Raw genomic sequence first — 17319 nt, forward strand, 5'->3', positions numbered from 1 at the left:
TTTACCCTTTAAAAACGGTAATTAATTAGTACTTTTGCTGTCCGATTTTAGAAACGAAGAAAAGCAAGATATATGACTGCAAAAGAAAGAAAGACAGTAGATGTTTTAATTGAAATTCCAAAAGGAAGTAGAAATAAATACGAATATGATTTTGATTTAGGGAAAATCCGCTTTGATAGAATGTTATTTTCATCAATGATGTACCCTGGAGATTACGGTTTCATTCCACAAACTTTAGCTTTAGATGGAGATCCGTTAGACGTATTAGTTTTAGGTGCTGAGCCAACTTTTCCTATGTGTGTAATGGAAGTTAAACCTATTGGTGTTTTTCACATGGCTGATGAAAAAGGTCCAGATGAGAAGATAGTTTGTGTACCTGTTTCTGATCCAATTTGGAATAACTACAATGATATTTCAGACTTAAATCCACACCGTCAAAAAGAAATCACTCACTTCTTCCAAGTTTATAAAGACTTAGAAAAAAAGAAAGTTGATATTGGTGATTGGGGTAATGCTGATGAGGCTTATGAAATCTTAGATAAGTGTCTTGAGCGCTACGAAAACAGTGAGCATAAAGCTAACGGAAACTTCACTATTTAATAAAAGTTTTCAATAAAAATTATAAAAAACCTCTCAGAAGCATCTGAGAGGTTTTTTGTTTAGTCGCTGATTTTGTTATATTTACAACACTTATAACTAATCAAATTACTAAACATGAAACAAAACATGATCTATTTGCCAATAGCATTGGCAATTTTAGGGCTTATTTTTATGTACATAAAAATGGTCTGGGTAAAAAAACAAGATGCGGGAAATGACAAGATGAAATCCATTTCCAAAAGTATTAAAGAAGGAGCTCTTGCTTTTTTAGCCGCCGAATATCGACTTCTACTAATTTTTGTAATTATTGCCTCCGCGGCACTGTTCGGAATTTCTCAATTAGTCGATACCACAAGTATCATGATTGTTCCCGCTTTTGTTATAGGAGCTATATTTTCTGCCTTAGCAGGAAACATTGGAATGCGTATTGCAACCGACGCCAATGCTAGAACTGCTGAAGCTGCCAAAACAAGTTTACCACAAGCCTTAAAAGTATCTTTTGGAGGTGGAACTGTAATGGGACTTGGTGTAGCAGGATTAGCCGTTTTAGGATTAAGTTTATTCTTTTTAATATTTATTGGACAGTTTTTAACTACAGGAGGAAACTTTTACAATGAAATGACCATTGTTTTAGAAGCCTTAGCTGGTTTTTCTCTTGGAGCTGAATCTATTGCTTTATTTGCCCGTGTTGGTGGAGGTATTTATACTAAAGCTGCGGATGTTGGTGCTGATTTAGTAGGAAAAGTAGAAGCTGGTATTCCTGAAGATGATCCTCGTAACCCTGCAACTATTGCAGATAACGTTGGTGATAATGTAGGTGATGTTGCCGGAATGGGTGCCGACTTATTTGGTTCGTATGTTGCTACCGTTTTAGCAGCAATGGTATTAGGTAATTATGTTATTAGAGACATGTCTACCTCAACTCCTTTTACTGATGAATTTAACAATATGGGACCTATATTATTACCATTGGTAATAGCAGGTGTTGGTGTTGTAGCATCTATCATTGGAACTTTCTTAGTTGGAATTAAAGATAACACTGCAAAAGAAGCAGAAGTACAGAAAGCACTAGATACAGGAAACTGGGCTTCAATTTTAATCACGTTAGCTGCGAGTTTCTTTTTAATTAAATGGATGTTACCAGAAACAATGCAAATGAACTTCTTTGGAGAAGGTTTAAGAGACGTTTCGTCAATGAATGTATTCTGGGCTGCTTGTATTGGATTGGCTGTAGGAGCATTAATTTCTATGGTTACTTCACACTATACTAGTTTAGGTAAAAAACCCGTATTAGATATTGTACAAAATAGTGCTACGGGTGCTGGGACAAATATTATTGCTGGTTTAGCTGTAGGAATGAAATCTACTTTCTTATCGGTTATTTTATTTGCAGCTGCTATTTATGGTTCTTATTTCTTTGCTGGATTTTATGGTGTAGCTTTAGCTGCTTCTGCAATGATGGCAACTACCGCAATGCAATTAGCTATTGATGCATTTGGACCTATTGCCGATAATGCTGGTGGTGTTGCTGAAATGAGCGAATTAGAAGAACACGTACGTGAGCGTACTGATATATTAGATTCTGTTGGTAATACCACTGCAGCCGTTGGAAAAGGTTTTGCTATTGCTTCTGCTGCATTAACTGCCTTAGCTTTATTTGCTGCCTATGTAACTTTTACTGGTATTGATGGAATTAACATTTTTAAAGCCGATGTATTAGCTATGCTGTTTGTTGGAGGAATGATTCCTGTAATATTCTCAGCATTAGCAATGCAATCAGTGGGAAAAGCTGCTATGGAAATGGTACACGAGGTACGTCGTCAGTTTAGAGAAATTCCGGGTATTATGGAAGGAACTGGAACTCCTGAATATGCTAAATGTGTAGATATTTCTACAAAAGCAGCCTTAAAAGAAATGATTTTACCAGGATTAATTACCATTATTACACCAATTATTATTGGAGTTGTTTTTGGTGCTGAACCATTAGGTGGTTATATGGCTGGAGTTTGTGTATCTGGTGTAATGTGGGCTATTTTCCAAAACAATGCCGGAGGTGCTTGGGACAATGCTAAAAAATCGTTCGAAGCTGGTGTTGAAATTAACGGAGAAATGACATACAAAGGTTCTGATGCACACAAAGCTGCTGTTACTGGAGATACAGTAGGAGATCCTTTTAAAGATACTTCTGGACCCTCTATGAATATTTTAATTAAACTTACTTGTTTAGTTGGATTGGTAATTGCGCCAATTTTAGGTGGACACACTTCAGATTCTCATGCTACCAACGAAGTTAAAAAAGAAATCAAAGTAGAAATGAAATCTACTGAAGGTGAAACTGCAATGGTTACATCAACTGAAAACAATGAAGAAGCTATTAAAAATTCTTTTAAAAAAGTAAAACAAGCAGTTGAAAAAAACTCAATAACTGAAGAAGATGCTAAAAAAATAGCTGAAACTATTTATAAAAAAGAAGTTGAAAAACAAAAAACTGAAAAGAAAGAATAGTTTTTACACTATATAAACAATAAAACCTCACAGTAAAATAACTGTGAGGTTTTTTATCATCTTAAACCAGTTGGTTTACCTTTCGTGTTTATACAAAGTAACTATAGAGTCCGATAGTATTGTTTTTTCTATTAAGCCATTTTTATCATATACAGTTTTATTATCATATCTTTTTCTTTTTTCCCTAACACCTGTGTCATAGATTGTAATTGATGAATCTATTTTTTTATTTGTATAATAAAATGCTGTAACACTTCTGTAAAAACTATGCCATGTAGCTGTAGTATCGATTACTTTACTTAAATCAACAAAAACTCTTTTAGAACGTAATTGATTTAAAGAATCATATCCATATTTGGTAACAAACTTTGCCCCTGCCCCTAAATCGTTATTTTGATAATCTGAACTTTCAATTAAAAAACCAAGTTTATTAAATTTAAATTTACCTGATACTATAGGTTTTTCCCCATTAAGATTCTCATGCTTTGGATCCTTATATTTTTTATATAAAATAAGACTATCTGAATTAAATTCATAATTGAATTTAAATTCAGCGACAAAATCCGTTGAATACTCTTTACTACTAACTAAATTCAACGAGTCATATTTATATAATGTTTGAGACCCGAAAAGACCTTTCATCTTTTTCTCCATTAAACCTCCATTCTGATTATACTTTAAAATCCCTATGGTATCTTGCTCTTTATACCTTCCAGATTCAAAACCTGATATTAAGTATGTTTTCTTTATGCTATTTTTTAAAACTGCCTGTTGGTCTAAATTTGAAAATTTTAAATCTTCAATTTTTAACCTTCCCCCTTTTTGACAATTCCAAAATAAACTAATCGATAATAGTAAGATTAATTTTTTCATATTTCCCCCGTATTTAAAAGAAAGCGAATTACTCTTTATGATAATTTAATTGGTAATTGCTTTCAATAACTCTTCATTACAACTTTATTTATAGCTCTCTAAAAGTATAAAATTTAAAACAATTCTCTTACTCAACAACAAACCTCAATTGATCTCCTGTAGTTTTTTGAGCAAGTATATTAATCGCATTTTCTGAAAGTTGTAATACACGAGGATAGCCTCCTGTAACCTGACAATCCCTCATTAATACAATCAATTTTCCAGAAGGCGTTAATTGTACTATACCTGGCAACACTCCTGAAGTTAACATCGAATCAAAATTATTAGGAACAATCTCATTAAGTCGATATCCCATACGACTATTATCTGATGAAATGGTAAATAGAGTTTCTTGAAGTAGTTTTATTTGTTCAGAAGAGAGCATGTTAAACTCTGGACCTTTAAAACACAAAATCTTTTCAGAAGTAAAATGTTTTAATTGTACTTTAACCGTAGCAAAACTTCTTTCCAATTGATTTTTTACAGTTTCAATTGGTAGAACTGCTCCTTTTTTTAATATAAAATTTGGAGTGATTCCTTTATAAAAGCTTCGGCTATTAAGAAATTGCGCTGTTTTTACCCCTCCCAAAACTCCTATATACGTTCGTACCCCATGGTTTCTTTTTCCAAAAGATAATATTGTTCCTTTTACAACTCTTTGTACTGAGTTTAGTTTAATAGATACATCATTTAACTTGGGAGAAAAGTCAGCTCCAGTAATACAAATAAAAGTATCTGTTAAAAACTCTAGTTTACAACCTCCAAAAGTAACTTCTATAAGCGCTGCATCTTCGTTATTATGTAATAAATGATTAGCTAATTGTGCCGAATAAGCATCCATTACTCCAGAAACTGGCACTCCAATTTTCCGATATCCTTTTCTACCAGTATCTTGTATAGAACTATAAATTCCAGAAGCTAATACTTTAATCATCTAACAGTGTTTTTGTTAATTGATATTTTTCCTTTTGCTCTACTATCTTTTCGTATTCTGAGAGTGTTATTGGTACAAACTGAATTTTGTCTCCTGACTTTGCAAAACATGGTGTTTCTTTTGTAATATCAAACAATGATATTGGTGTTTGCCCTATAATGTTCCATCCTCCTGCACTCTCCTGCGGATAAATCCCTGTTTGACCTCCTCCTATTGCTACCGATCCTTTGGCTACTTTTAATCTTGGTGTGGCTTTTCTAGGAAAATGCAAACATTTTTCTAAACCTCCTAAATATAAAAAGCCTGGTAAGAAACCTATAAAATACACACTATACTGAGGTGCACTATGCTTTTGTACAAGCTCTTCTGATGTTAACTCTAAGTTTTTTGCTAGTTCTTGTAAATCTATTCCTAATTGCGACTCATAACATACTGGTATTTCCCATAAATAATTTGACACTTCTGCAATTACACTACTGTCTTCATATAATTCTTGTAGTGATGTTATTTCTTGCTTTTTAGGTTCTTCCTTATAAACAAGCATTAACGAATGATAGCCTACAATACTATCTTCTATAAGTTCTGATTTCTCCGAATTTACAAACTGCTCAAACCGTGTAATATCTCGAATAATCTCTTCTGATATTATTGCTCTCCATTCTATTAAAATGGTTCGTTCTCCAAAAAACGTATATGTTGGCTTTTTAAACAACGTTGATATTATTTTCTGTAAGCTTTGTATGAATATACTTTACTAATTCTACCGCATTTTCTGTATCTCCATGTACACAAATAGTATCGGCTAATATTTCCTTAACTCCTGTAATTGTAGCTACTTTTTTGTTTACAATCATCCTTTGTATATGCAAAAACACTGCTTCTCTATCAGTAATCATAGCATTCTCTTGACTTCTCGACACCAATGTTAAGTCTCCATTATAATTTCTATCAGCAAAAGCTTCGTATTGTATTTGCAAATTATTTTTTAAAGCTTCTTCTGCTATTACTGAATTATACGGAACATATAAATATACTTCTGGACTTGTATTTTGTATTGCTTTTATAACCAATTGCGCCACTCCTCTACTCTTAGCTATTAAATTATACAAAGCACCATGTGGTTTTATATGGTGTAGTTTTTCTCCTTGTAACGCAGCTCTTTCTTTCAGTAAATTAATTTGATTTTCTATACTGTATTGAAGTTCTTTTTCTGAAATATCTAATACCACTCTTCCGAAGTTTTCTCTATCTGGAAATGAAGGATGTGCTCCAATTTTTACTTTGTGTTTTTTCGCTAGACTTATTACCTGGTCAATAATTTTTACACTACCAGCATGAGCTCCACATGCAATATTGCAGGAAGATATATAAGGCATCAAAGTTGCTTCGTTTCCAATACCTTCGCCTACATCACAATTAATATCTATAGATAATTTAGAATACATTAAATACCTTTAAAATACTTTTTAGTCCTAAGAATATACTAATTCCTAAAATTAAAACCCCAATAATATTTTGAGTTTTTGTATTACTATACTTTCCTAGTAATGATTTTTTATTCATAATCCACAATAGAATTCCTGCTATAATTGGCAACAGCATTCCATTAGCTATTTGTGCAAACTTGATAATTTCAATTGGTTTTATTCCTATAGAAGAAAACACTACTCCTATCAATAAAATAAAAATCCAAACTGCTCTAAACTTTTTAGATTTTAATCCTTCTTTCCATCCTAAACATCCTTTTGCTACATATGCCGCCGCTAAAGGTGCTGTTATTGCTGATGTAATTCCAGCTGCAAACAATCCTAATGCTAAAAAGTATTTAGAAAAACTTCCGTATAATGGTTCTAATCCTTTAGCTAAGTCGGCTGCATTATTTATTTCTGATGAATTGATAGCTCCTGCTGAAATTATAATTGCCATAGAAACCAATCCTCCCAGCACAATAGAAACTATTGTATCTTTTTTTGCAAACGATAAATCTTCCGAAGTTTTCCATTTTTCTTTTACTAAAGAAGCGTGTAAAAACAAATTATATGGCACTACCGTAGTTCCTATTAACCCTATTATGGTTAACAAACTTTTCTCTGGGAATTTAGGAATCAACATTCCTTTTATAATCTCTAAAAAGTTTGGCTTTGTTACAATTGCTGTTATTAAAAAAGAAACACTCATTAAAATAACCAAAGTAACTAAAGCTCGTTCTAAAAACTTATAATTTCCTATGTATAAAAGAATAAAAGCAATGATTCCAATGATTAAACTCATTACATTTACTGTAAAACCTCCAAAAGAAAACAACCAACTACCAAATACTGTTTCTAAACCTAAAATTCCACCACTTATATTTCCAGCTTCGTAAGATGCATTCCCAACAACAATAGCTGACAGTATTAAAACCGTAATAAATTGTTTAAAAAAAGGCGATTTTATTTCTTCTCTAATTACTTCCGATAATCCTTTTTGAGAAATTATCCCCAACCTTGCTGCCATTTCTTGTAACACCATGGTAGCAATAATGGACAATAACATTGCCCATAATAAATTCATTCCAAAATTAACTCCTGCGAGTGTACACAATGTTACAGTTCCTGGTCCAATAAAAGCTGCGGCTACTAAAGTTCCAGGACCTATATTTTGAAATAGTTTTTTAATCATTATCGATAGAGTTTAATGCATAAATAGCAAAACTTCCTAACCAATGACCTCCTTCATAACTATCACCTACAATATTTGGTAACGAATAATTTATATGTTGATTAGCTATATTTTTTAAGTGCTTATAATTTGGCATTCCTTTAATAATTCTATTCAATGCCCAAGCTCTTGAAAAGTTTACTCCATCTAAATGAACTAACTTTCCATCTTTTCTATCCGACACTTCTCCTACTGGGAATGTAAAATTCTTATCTTTTAATTGTGGAAGAAAATCGGCAAACCATAATCTAAATTCAGCTGGTGACATAATACGTTTCATAATTGCTGCTTCTTGTAAACAAGGCGACAAGAAATCGTAACCACTAGGCTCCCATGACAACGGACAATGTGCATCTTTTAAATAAAAGTCTCTTGCTCGTTTTTTAATTAAATCTTGCAGCTTAGAATTCCCTACTGTTTTTGCATAATCCCATGCAAAGGTTAATCCGAAAGCGGTGTTGGTATGTTCTCCTACTCTAATTGGATATTTTAATTTTGGTAAAAAATCAAAATATTTCTCTACAATTAAGTCTGTTAATGGCTGTAAGTTTTCTTCTAGTTGTCTAGCAGTTGGACTATCCCATGTATGTAATTCTTCAGCTAACTTTAATAACCAAGCCCATCCATAAGTTCGTTCATAACTTTTATTATGCTTTCCATGAAAATAAGCTACTTCTTTTTCAATGTTTTCTTTTGAAATATTATTCAGTAGTTTTTGCTCTATTTCTGCAGAATTATCAAGACTTGGAAATTGTTTTAATAAAGAAACCAAACTCCAATGCCCATGTACAGATGAATGCCAATCGAAACAACCATAAAATGCTGGGTGTAATTCTTTTGGTGATTGTAAATCTAACGAATCACCTATTACCTGATTTAATTTATTAGGATATTCTACTTCAATACAATTTATTGGTAATGAAACTAAACGTTTAGCTTGCTCTAAATTTAAAGTTGGTACTGGTTCTTTTTTTATTTCCGCTACTTTCTTTTTCTTTTCTGCCGTATTACATGCTATTATAGAAACAAGTAAAAAAAAGAATACTGTTTTTTTCATTCTGTTTAATTAATTAGATTTTTATAAAAGTAGGAAAAAGAAAACAAAAGTATTTTCGTATTCTTATTTTTGTACGATGTCTAAAAGAACTCAACGTAATTTTAAAATAGAAGATCCTAAAATATTTAAGCAAAAAGTATTTTCATGGATGCAACAATTTGAAACTGCTATTTGGCTAGATTCAAATAATTACGAACAAAAATATTCATCTTTTGATTGTGCAATTGCTGTTGATGAATTTACTTCTATAAAAACAGATTACCATAATGCCTTTGATAAATTAAAAGAATACCAATCTTATACCAAAGATTATATTTTCGGGTATATCAGTTACGATGTTAAAAACGATACAGAAAAACTAAGTTCTAATAATTTTGATGGACTTCATTTTCCTGACTTGTATTTCTTTCAGCCTCAAAAACTAATTTTCATCAAAGGAAACACTGTTGAATTTCATTATTTACAAATGATTGATGATGAACTAGAAGAAGATTTTGAAGAAATTATCGAGGCTATTCCTATTTATAATAGAATTGAAGAAAATAATTCACCTGAAGAAAGTGATATTAAAATTAAACTTAGAATTCATAAGGACGAATACCACGAAAAAGTCACTAAAGTTTTAGAACATATTCATAGAGGTGATATTTATGAAGCTAACTTTTGTCAAGAATTTTATGCTGAAAACACAATCATAAACCCTTACGAAGTTTACACACATTTAAATGAAATTTCCGAACCTCCTTTTGCTACTTTTTTCAAGCACGAGAATTTACATCTTTTGTCAGCTACTCCTGAAAGATATATTAAAAAAGAAGGAACTAAAATTATTTCCCAACCTATAAAAGGAACAGCAAAACGTTTAATTAGTCAAATTGAAGATGAAAAAATTGCTTTCGATTTAGCTCGTGATGAAAAAGAGCGTTCGGAAAATATTATGATTGTTGACTTAGTTAGAAACGACCTATCTAGAACTGCTTTAAAAGGAAGTGTTCAAGTGGAAGAATTATGTAAAGTATATTCTTTTAAGCAAGTACATCAAATGATTTCTACTGTAACTTCAGAAGTAGCAATTACTACACATCCTGTAGATGTAATAAAAGACACATTTCCTATGGGAAGTATGACTGGAGCTCCTAAAATTTCAGCCATGAAAATTATTGAAGAATTAGAAGAAACTAAACGCGGGCTATATTCTGGTACAGTAGGTTACTTTACTCCTGATGGAAATTTTGATTTTAATGTAGTAATCAGAAGTATTTTATACAATAGTGACGAAAAATACGTTTCTTATTCAGTAGGTGGCGCCATTACTGCCAAGTCTACTCCAGAAAAAGAATATGAAGAATGTCTTTTAAAAGCTAAAGCCATGAAATATGTTCTATTAAACAACTAATTAAACTTAATTATATTTATCCCTATGAAAAACATTTTAAAAACCTTAACACTTATAGCTCTATTAATTGGTGGAATAGCTTGTAAATCCAATAAATATTCTTTTGTAAATAATTACCCTATAAAACAACTTCCTCTGATTGATAGCACAAACTTTAACAATCATGTAGAAGGGAAACTTTTAAGTAAAGAAGAACAGAAACTATTGAAATTACCTTCTATTTTTGAAGACCAATTAGATGATGAAAAAGCTAAAATTGGAATTTCATATTTACCTAAAATATCAGATAATTTTCAATCGGTTGTTTTCTATTTCTACCCAAACAATAGTGAAGTTATTTCAATGTTAGTAAACTACGATAAAGATTTTACCATTATTAACAGTCAAGTTTTGGCTTATGATGAAATTGCTGATGGTATCTTAAAAACAACTTCAAAAATTGATAAAAATAGAATTGAGTTAACAGAATATGTTTCTGAAAACCCTTCTACTCTTTATTTTAAAATTTCAGATAAAGGAGATATCACTAGAGAATAAATAACCTCTACTGAAACTTTAGAAGCAAAATTAAAAACCTCTACTAAGTTTAAGAGGTAGATTATTTATATTTACTGAATAATGATTATAGATCAAGAAGAAAAATTCACACAAGTACTTTCAAAAATAGAAGGAATAGTAAATGAGCAAAGCTTTTTTAATAAGTTTTTAGAGTTATATCCTGAAGCCTGGAAGCAACATAAAATTGCATTCTCTAAATTTAAAAGGAGCAAACAATTTGGTAAAACTATCCCCTTGCCTAAGCCTGAAGTTTCTTTAAAAAAAGAAATTAGAGTTTGGTTAAAAAAACAATAAATTATGACACATCAGGAATTCAATTTTAATTATCATAAAACAACTTTTTTTGGCCAATACTGGCAGCCTGAAACTGTAAAAGCTGTGGTAATTCTTGTTCATGGAATGGGAGAACACTCTGGTCGCTATCAACATGTGGCTAAAAAACTTACAGATAATAATTTTGGAGTTATAGCTTTTGATCATTTTGGACATGGAAAAACTTCTGGTAAACGTGGACATAACCCTAGTTTTGATGCTGTTTTAGAAAGTGTTTCAAAATTAATAGAACAAGCTAAAAGCGTTTTCGGAAACAAACCAATGTTTCTATACGGGCATTCTATGGGAGGAAATACTGTGATTAATTATACACTTCGTAATAAACATAATTTAGTAGGAACTATAGCAACCAGTCCAATGCTAAAATTAGCATTTCAACCACCAGCTTGGAAATTATCTATTGGAAAATTAATGCAAAAAATTGCTCCTTCTATTACTTTACCTAGTGAATTAGAAACTTCTCATATTTCTCGTATTCAAGAAGAAGTAGATAAATATGTAAATGATTCTTTAGTACATGATAAAATAAGTCCTAACTTCTCATTATCTTTCTTCGATTCAGCAGATTGGGCTATAAAAAATGCCGCCTCTTTAAAAACTCCAATGTTTTTATTACACGGAACAGACGATAAAATTATTGATTATAAAGGAACCGAAGCATTTGCTAATAATACCGACAACGCAACTTTAAAACTTTATCAAGGAGGCTATCATGAATTACATAATGATTTATGCGCTGAAGAAATGCTTAATGATATTGTAAATTGGTTAAATTCAAAAACTAAGTAAATAAACTTGTTATTGAAAATACTATATTGCGTAAACTTTAATACAAACAGTAACTATGAGAAGACTACTATTACTAGTAATAGTTTTAACTATTATTTCTTGTAAACAAGAAAAAAAGAACTATGTTTTATTTTCTGGTAAAATTGAAAATCCAAACAGTGGTTTATTAGCTATTATAAATAGCGAAAACAAAAAGGTAAAAGAAATAGATGTTTCGGAAACAGGTACTTTTTCTGACACCATTTTTGATGCCAATGGATACTTTAAATTTTCTGATGGAAAAGAGAGTTCTTCTATTTACTTACAAGATGGGTACAATATTACCTTAAACATGGATGCTAAAAAATTCGATGAAACCATCACTTACAAAGGTGAAGGTAGTAACGAAAATAATTTTATAGCACAAAAATTCTTAACTAAAGAAAAACTATCTTCTAAAGATTTATTCTCTTCAGAAGAAGCTGACTTTTTAAAGAAATTAAATGATCAAAAATCAGAATTATTAAATTCTTTTGCTGACAACTTAGACAAAAAATTTGTTGAATTAGAAAAAACAAGCATTAATTATGATCATATTATGACTGCAAAGCAATATGAACGTGCACATGCTTATTTTACTAAAAACAGAGATTTTAAAGTATCTAAAGATTTTCCTGATTTAGCAAAAGATTTAAATTATGACAATGAAGAAGACTATAAAACCTTTGCTGCCTATAAGAATTTAGTAGGAAGAAATTTTTATGCTAAAGTTGATGAAGCTGTAAAAAAAGATAGCGTTGCTTTTGACAAAGCTGCTGTTGACTTTATTAAAAAAGTGAAAAGTAAGGTTATTCAAAATGGTTTATTAAAAAGTGTAGCATATGAAGTTTCTTTTGAAAACCCAAATCCAGAAGGAATTTACAATGCTATCATGGAACTTTCTACTGATGAAGATTTCAAAAAAGGATTAACTCAAAAATATGAATTAATCAAAAAACTTGGTCGTGGTTCAGATTCTCCTGCGTTTGAAAACTTTGAAAACTATGCTGGTGGTACATCTTCATTAAAAGACTTTAGAGGTAAATATGTATATATTGATGTTTGGGCTACTTGGTGTGGACCATGTAAAGCTGAAATACCATCATTAAAAAAAGTTGAAAAACAATACCACGATAAAAACATTGAGTTCGTTAGTATTTCTATTGACCCTAAAAAAGACCATGGTCTTTGGGAACAAATGATTAAAGATAAGGAACTTGGTGGTGTTCAATTATTTGCTGATAATGATTGGAACTCTAAATTTATTAAAGATTATGGTATTAACGGTATTCCGCGTTTTATATTAATTAACCCAGAAGGAAAAATTGTTAGTGCTAGTGCTCCTAGACCATCTAATAAAGCTTTAATTGATCTATTTGATGAATTAAAAATTTAAAGTAAAAACACAAAGCCTTTTTAGTTAACTAAAAAGGCTTTAAATTATCTATTTATATTGCTTAGATTAGCTGAACATATTAATAACAACCTTCCTTTTTTAAAAGAAAAAAAGCTTTTAATTGCTATTTCAGGTGGAGTAGACAGTGTTGTTTTAACCCACTTATTACATCAGTTAAAGTTTAATATTTCATTAGCACATTGTAACTTTCAATTACGAGGTAAAGAGAGTGATTTAGATGAAGTTTTTATTAACGATCTAGGAAAAAAACTTTCCTTAAATACTCATACAATTCAATTTAAAACAGATGAGTATGCTAAAAAACATAAATTATCAACTCAGTTAGCTGCTAGGAAACTCCGTTATAATTGGTTTAATCAATTAGCTAAAGAGCATGATTTCGATTACATCTTAACAGCTCATCATGCTGATGATAATTTAGAAACATTTTTAATCAATTTAACAAGAGGTACTGGTTTAGAAGGTTTAACAGGAATCCCTGTTGTAAATGGTAATATAGTACGTCCTTTATTGGTTTTTTCTAGAGAAGAAATTAAGAATTTTGCCACAACAAATGCAATTCAGTGGCGAGAAGATGCTAGTAATTCTGAAATAAAATACCTTAGAAATAAAATAAGGCATCAAATTATTCCCACTTTAAAAGAGCTTAATCCTAGCTTATTAAATTCATTTATCAAAACGAACGAATTTTTAAAACAATCCCAACAAATTGTAGACGACAAAATAAAAGAAATATCTCCTGAAGTCCTTATTAACAAAGGGAATATTATAAAAATAGACATTGAAAAAATTTTATCTTTTTCCAATCCAAAAGCTTATCTATATCAGATTTTAAAGCAGTATAAATTTACTGAATGGGATGATGTTTACAATTTAATTTATGCTCAATCGGGTAAGAAAGTATCAACAAATTTCTATACTTTATTGAAAGACAGAGATTTTTTATTACTTTTACGCACTAATAAAAACAGCTCGTCTGAAAATGAACGAGTTATCATTTATAAAGAAAACACCCAAATAGTAAGTCCCATTAACTTATTATTTAAAAACGTTCAAAAAAAGACATCTACAGATATAAATACTATTTATGTCGATAAAAATTTATTAAATTACCCCCTCATCCTAAGAAAATGGGAAAAGGGTGATTATTTTTATCCTACAGGAATGATGGGTAAAAAAAAATTAAGTAAATATTTTAAAGACGAAAAGATATCTGTTTTTGACAAAAAAAACATTTGGTTACTTTGTTCAGGTGATAATGAAATTATTTGGATTATCGGAAAACGACAAGACAGGCGTTTTTTATCTTCTGACAATACAACCCAATTATTAAGAATAACTATATAAAAACAACCCCTTATAAACTAACTCGAATGAAAAAATTCTTTACTCTATTTTTATTGTTCATAGGTTTTACGGTTTACTCTCAATCAGATGACAATCCTATTGTTGTAACTCCTACCGTTGAAAAAATTTCGGACACCGAATACGACTTAATTTTCGAAGTAGAAATTGCTGAAGATTGGCACTTATACTCGCAATACAATCCAGAAGATGCTTCTTTACCAATGACTATTGCTCCTGCTGAAGGACAAACTGGTTATACTCTTAATGGTAAAGCTAAGGAAAGTGAAACTGAAACTGAATTCAGTGAAATTTGGGGAAAAGATGAAATCTTTTTTGTTGATGAAGCTAGATTAATTCAACGTATTACTGTTTCTGATCCAAGTTTAACTCAGATTACACTTAATTTAGACGCTCAAATATGTAAGGAATACTGTTTACCTTTTGATGAAGATTTTACTTTCTCATTAACTGGTGAAGAAGTAGTTCAAACTGTTGCTGAAGTTGATGATAAAAGTCAGTCTTTATCTCAAACATTGAACTTAAACTTAAAAAACACAATTTTATTAAAGAGTTCTACTGAAAAAACTAATGATGAAGAAGGTGATACTTTATTTAACATTTTCTTATTAGGATTTGTAGGAGGTTTATTAGCTTTTTTAACTCCTTGTGTTTTCCCAATGGTACCTTTAACTGTATCATTTTTCACTAAGCGTTCTGAGAAAAAAGGAAAAGGAATAGGTAGCGCTTTATTATATGGTTTCTTTATTGTTTTAATTTATGGACTTTTAAGTTTACCATTCCACTATTTAGATACTTTAGACCCAGAAATTTTAAATACTATTTCAACTAACATTTGGTTAAATGTATTTTTCTTTGTGGTACTTATATTCTTCGCAGGATCATTCTTTGGTTTCTACGAATTAACATTACCAAGCTCTTGGAGTAACAAGGCGGATAGTGCTTCTAACATTGGAGGTATTATTGGTACTTTCTTCATGGCGTTAACTTTAGCTATCGTATCATTCTCTTGTACAGGACCTATCTTAGGATCTTTATTAGCTGGATCTTTAGGTACTAATGGAGGAGCTATGCAATTATCTGCTGGTATGATAGGTTTTGGTACAGCATTAGCTTTACCTTTCGCTTTATTTGCAATGTTCCCAGGATGGTTAAATTCTTTACCAAAATCTGGAGGATGGCTAAATACAGTAAAAGTTGTTTTAGGTTTCTTAGAGTTAGCATTTGCATTTAAATTCTTATCTAACGCAGATTTAGTTGGTCACTGGGGAGTATTAAAAAGAGAAGTTTTCATTGGTATATGGGCATTAATTGCTTTCTTAATGGCTCTTTATTTATTTGGTATCATTGGAAAAAAGTATGGTAAGATTTCTTTCTTTAGAGTTTTACTTGGGTTAACTGCTTTAGCAGCTGCTGTATACTTAGCTCCAGGTGTTATGGAAAAACCAGCATGGAATCAAGGAAAATTATTAAGTGGATTCGCACCACCTAAATTTCATAGTATTTATAAAACAGACAACCAATGTCCTCTTAATTTAAATTGTTTCAAAGATTTTGAAGAAGGAATTGCTTATGCTAAATCTGTAAACAAACCTGTTTTATTAGACTTTACAGGTTGGGCATGTGTTAACTGTCGTAAGATGGAAGAAAATATTTGGAGTCAACCAGATATCTATTCATTAATCAATGATGATTATGTATTAATTTCATTATACGTAGATGATCATGAAAGAAAATTACCAGAAGAACAACAATTTGATTTTATTAAACCAAATGGTAAAGTAAAAAGAATTAGAACTTATGGTGATAAATGGGCTACTTTACAAGCAGCAAACTTTAAAACTGCTTCACAACCATTCTATGTGTTAATGAGTCCAAGTTTAGAGGTACTTAACTCTCCTCAACAATATACAGATCACTCAACTTATTATAAGTGGTTAAAAACAGGTTTAGACCGTTTTAACAACAACTAATTATAAGTTATTAAATAAAAAATAAAAAGCCTCTTAATTTTAATTAAGAGGCTTTTTTTTACAATCTAGTCAGTAACAGTAATCTTGGCTAGATTTATTTTTATCTTACACTATTAAGCTATTAAATTAAATGACATCCTGGATAATCATCTCTAAAGCATAGTTCTAATTGAGGGCAACATCCTTGTCCAGCTGGACAGTCTTTATGTGTTAAACAACTTTCGTGCTTACCTCCATTAATTGATATTTGCTCTAATTTATTTAAAGCTATCCCTAAGTTTAAAATTGACTTTTTCATTTTTTATTATCCTAAATAGTGACAAAATTTATTAGCTATAACTACACATGCAACTTCGTTGTATGGTGGACAAAGTGGATTGCTATAACAATTAATAACTTTCCCTCCGTTAATTTCTCTCTGTTCTGATTTATCTAAAACTTTTCCTAAGCTTAAAATTGATTTTTTCATAACTCAATTATATTTTAAAATAAAGTTCCATAAATTCTAACTTCAAATCCTGAAGCTCCCCAATGCAATGTGCAAGGCTCACATCTTGTTTGAGCTGGATCAGCTCCATGAGATATAGCTGCAGCCATAGCACTATTACATCTACTCATAGATGTATAACAACTACTTCCTATAAAAGTAATTCCTCCTCCTGCAATTGATTTTTGTTCTGCTTTATTTAAAGCTTGTCCTAAATTTAAAATTGATTTTTTCATAATTTGTGATTTTTAGATTTAATAAATTTTTAGGTGATA

18 protein-coding genes are annotated in these 17319 nt (G+C 30.8%); 9 read left to right on the forward strand and 9 right to left on the reverse strand.

Features of this window, described 5'->3' with window-relative positions; genetic code table 11:
* The first annotated feature begins 72 nt into the window (after positions 1–72).
* A complete protein-coding gene (locus MHN29_RS13725) occupies positions 73–600 on the forward strand; it encodes an inorganic diphosphatase (protein WP_150901109.1) in 528 nt (175 codons plus the stop codon).
* A 114-nt stretch (positions 601–714) separates the two neighbouring features.
* On the forward strand, positions 715–3105 hold the full coding sequence (locus MHN29_RS13730) for a sodium-translocating pyrophosphatase (protein ID WP_235275124.1): 2391 nt from the start codon (positions 715–717) through the stop codon (positions 3103–3105).
* 75 nt (positions 3106–3180) lie between these two features.
* Here MHN29_RS13730 and MHN29_RS13735 read toward each other — a convergent pair whose 3' ends face one another.
* The 6 genes from MHN29_RS13735 to MHN29_RS13760 all read right to left on the reverse strand — a co-directional run bounded on the left by MHN29_RS13735 (position 3181) and on the right by MHN29_RS13760 (position 8708).
* A complete protein-coding gene (locus MHN29_RS13735; protein ID WP_235275125.1) occupies positions 3181–3978 on the reverse strand; it encodes a hypothetical protein in 798 nt (265 codons plus the stop codon).
* 127 nt (positions 3979–4105) lie between these two features.
* Positions 4106–4951 carry a biotin-dependent carboxyltransferase family protein gene (locus MHN29_RS13740; RefSeq protein WP_235275126.1) on the reverse strand — a complete coding sequence of 282 codons (846 nt, stop codon included), beginning with the start codon at positions 4949–4951 and terminating at the stop codon, positions 4106–4108.
* Positions 4944–5663, reverse strand: coding sequence for a 5-oxoprolinase subunit PxpB (gene pxpB, locus MHN29_RS13745; protein WP_235275127.1), 720 nt, complete (start codon positions 5661–5663; stop codon positions 4944–4946). The genes MHN29_RS13740 and pxpB overlap by 8 nt, the downstream gene beginning before the upstream one ends.
* A complete protein-coding gene (gene pxpA / locus MHN29_RS13750; RefSeq protein WP_235275128.1) occupies positions 5656–6396 on the reverse strand; it encodes a 5-oxoprolinase subunit PxpA in 741 nt (246 codons plus the stop codon). The genes pxpB and pxpA overlap by 8 nt, the downstream gene beginning before the upstream one ends.
* Positions 6386–7612, reverse strand: coding sequence for an Nramp family divalent metal transporter (locus MHN29_RS13755; protein ID WP_235275129.1), 1227 nt, complete (start codon positions 7610–7612; stop codon positions 6386–6388). Before MHN29_RS13755 ends, pxpA begins: the two co-directional genes overlap by 11 nt.
* The gene (locus MHN29_RS13760) at positions 7605–8708 is read right to left on the reverse strand and encodes a DUF2891 domain-containing protein (RefSeq protein ID WP_235275130.1); all 1104 of its coding nucleotides are present in this window, start codon (positions 8706–8708) and stop codon (positions 7605–7607) included. Before MHN29_RS13760 ends, MHN29_RS13755 begins: the two co-directional genes overlap by 8 nt.
* 76 nt (positions 8709–8784) lie before the next feature.
* Between MHN29_RS13760 and MHN29_RS13765 the strand changes: the two genes are divergently transcribed.
* From MHN29_RS13765 to MHN29_RS13795, 7 genes are all read left to right on the forward strand, one after another.
* Complete coding sequence (locus tag MHN29_RS13765; protein ID WP_235275131.1) at positions 8785–10104, forward strand: anthranilate synthase component I family protein; 1320 nt, start codon at positions 8785–8787, stop codon at positions 10102–10104.
* A gap of 24 nt (positions 10105–10128) precedes the next feature.
* Entirely contained in the window at positions 10129–10641 is a 513-nt protein-coding gene (locus MHN29_RS13770; protein WP_235275132.1) for a hypothetical protein, read from the forward strand.
* A gap of 81 nt (positions 10642–10722) precedes the next feature.
* The gene (locus MHN29_RS13775; RefSeq protein ID WP_150901119.1) at positions 10723–10956 is read left to right on the forward strand and encodes a hypothetical protein; all 234 of its coding nucleotides are present in this window, start codon (positions 10723–10725) and stop codon (positions 10954–10956) included.
* Between the two features lie 3 nt (positions 10957–10959).
* Complete coding sequence (locus MHN29_RS13780) at positions 10960–11784, forward strand: alpha/beta hydrolase (RefSeq protein ID WP_235275133.1); 825 nt, start codon at positions 10960–10962, stop codon at positions 11782–11784.
* A gap of 55 nt (positions 11785–11839) precedes the next feature.
* The gene (locus MHN29_RS13785) at positions 11840–13198 is read left to right on the forward strand and encodes a TlpA disulfide reductase family protein (protein WP_235275134.1); all 1359 of its coding nucleotides are present in this window, start codon (positions 11840–11842) and stop codon (positions 13196–13198) included.
* A gap of 57 nt (positions 13199–13255) precedes the next feature.
* Positions 13256–14566 (forward strand): tRNA lysidine(34) synthetase TilS, encoded by a 1311-nt coding sequence (gene tilS, locus MHN29_RS13790; protein ID WP_255689446.1) that lies wholly within the window; start codon positions 13256–13258, stop codon positions 14564–14566.
* Positions 14567–14592: 26 nt separating this feature from the next.
* Positions 14593–16557 carry a cytochrome c biogenesis protein CcdA gene (locus MHN29_RS13795; protein ID WP_235275135.1) on the forward strand — a complete coding sequence of 655 codons (1965 nt, stop codon included), beginning with the start codon at positions 14593–14595 and terminating at the stop codon, positions 16555–16557.
* Positions 16558–16678: 121 nt separating this feature from the next.
* On the opposite strand, the gene MHN29_RS13800 is transcribed toward MHN29_RS13795, so the two are convergent.
* Genes MHN29_RS13800 through MHN29_RS13810 form a run of 3 tightly spaced genes read right to left on the reverse strand, consistent with a single transcriptional unit; the run spans position 16679 to position 17280 of the window.
* Positions 16679–16855 carry a hypothetical protein gene (locus tag MHN29_RS13800; protein WP_235275136.1) on the reverse strand — a complete coding sequence of 59 codons (177 nt, stop codon included), beginning with the start codon at positions 16853–16855 and terminating at the stop codon, positions 16679–16681.
* A gap of 6 nt (positions 16856–16861) precedes the next feature.
* On the reverse strand, positions 16862–17026 hold the full coding sequence (locus MHN29_RS13805; RefSeq protein WP_235275137.1) for a hypothetical protein: 165 nt from the start codon (positions 17024–17026) through the stop codon (positions 16862–16864).
* A gap of 14 nt (positions 17027–17040) precedes the next feature.
* A complete protein-coding gene (locus MHN29_RS13810; RefSeq protein WP_235275138.1) occupies positions 17041–17280 on the reverse strand; it encodes a hypothetical protein in 240 nt (79 codons plus the stop codon).
* Positions 17281–17319: the final 39 nt, after the last annotated feature.

Source organism: Tenacibaculum sp. Cn5-46, from assembly GCF_022347705.1.
GTDB classification, from domain to species: Bacteria; Bacteroidota; Bacteroidia; order Flavobacteriales; family Flavobacteriaceae; genus Polaribacter; species Polaribacter aiptasiae.

Bases quoted from the DNA above. Each gene is read 5' to 3' on its own strand.
- MHN29_RS13725 (WP_150901109.1), top strand. From the start codon at position 73: ATGACTGCAAAAGAAAGAAAGACAGTAGATGTTTTAATTGAAATTCCA.
- MHN29_RS13730 (WP_235275124.1), top strand. From the start codon at position 715: ATGAAACAAAACATGATCTATTTGCCAATAGCATTGGCAATTTTAGGG.
- MHN29_RS13735 (WP_235275125.1), bottom strand. From the start codon at position 3,978: ATGAAAAAATTAATCTTACTATTATCGATTAGTTTATTTTGGAATTGT.
- MHN29_RS13740 (WP_235275126.1), bottom strand. From the start codon at position 4,951: ATGATTAAAGTATTAGCTTCTGGAATTTATAGTTCTATACAAGATACT.
- pxpA (WP_235275128.1), bottom strand. From the start codon at position 6,396: ATGTATTCTAAATTATCTATAGATATTAATTGTGATGTAGGCGAAGGT.
- MHN29_RS13755 (WP_235275129.1), bottom strand. From the start codon at position 7,612: ATGATTAAAAAACTATTTCAAAATATAGGTCCTGGAACTTTAGTAGCC.
- MHN29_RS13760 (WP_235275130.1), bottom strand. From the start codon at position 8,708: ATGAAAAAAACAGTATTCTTTTTTTTACTTGTTTCTATAATAGCATGT.
- MHN29_RS13765 (WP_235275131.1), top strand. From the start codon at position 8,785: ATGTCTAAAAGAACTCAACGTAATTTTAAAATAGAAGATCCTAAAATA.
- MHN29_RS13770 (WP_235275132.1), top strand. From the start codon at position 10,129: ATGAAAAACATTTTAAAAACCTTAACACTTATAGCTCTATTAATTGGT.
- MHN29_RS13775 (WP_150901119.1), top strand. From the start codon at position 10,723: ATGATTATAGATCAAGAAGAAAAATTCACACAAGTACTTTCAAAAATA.
- MHN29_RS13780 (WP_235275133.1), top strand. From the start codon at position 10,960: ATGACACATCAGGAATTCAATTTTAATTATCATAAAACAACTTTTTTT.
- MHN29_RS13785 (WP_235275134.1), top strand. From the start codon at position 11,840: ATGAGAAGACTACTATTACTAGTAATAGTTTTAACTATTATTTCTTGT.
- MHN29_RS13795 (WP_235275135.1), top strand. From the start codon at position 14,593: ATGAAAAAATTCTTTACTCTATTTTTATTGTTCATAGGTTTTACGGTT.
- MHN29_RS13800 (WP_235275136.1), bottom strand. From the start codon at position 16,855: ATGAAAAAGTCAATTTTAAACTTAGGGATAGCTTTAAATAAATTAGAG.
- MHN29_RS13805 (WP_235275137.1), bottom strand. From the start codon at position 17,026: ATGAAAAAATCAATTTTAAGCTTAGGAAAAGTTTTAGATAAATCAGAA.
- MHN29_RS13810 (WP_235275138.1), bottom strand. From the start codon at position 17,280: ATGAAAAAATCAATTTTAAATTTAGGACAAGCTTTAAATAAAGCAGAA.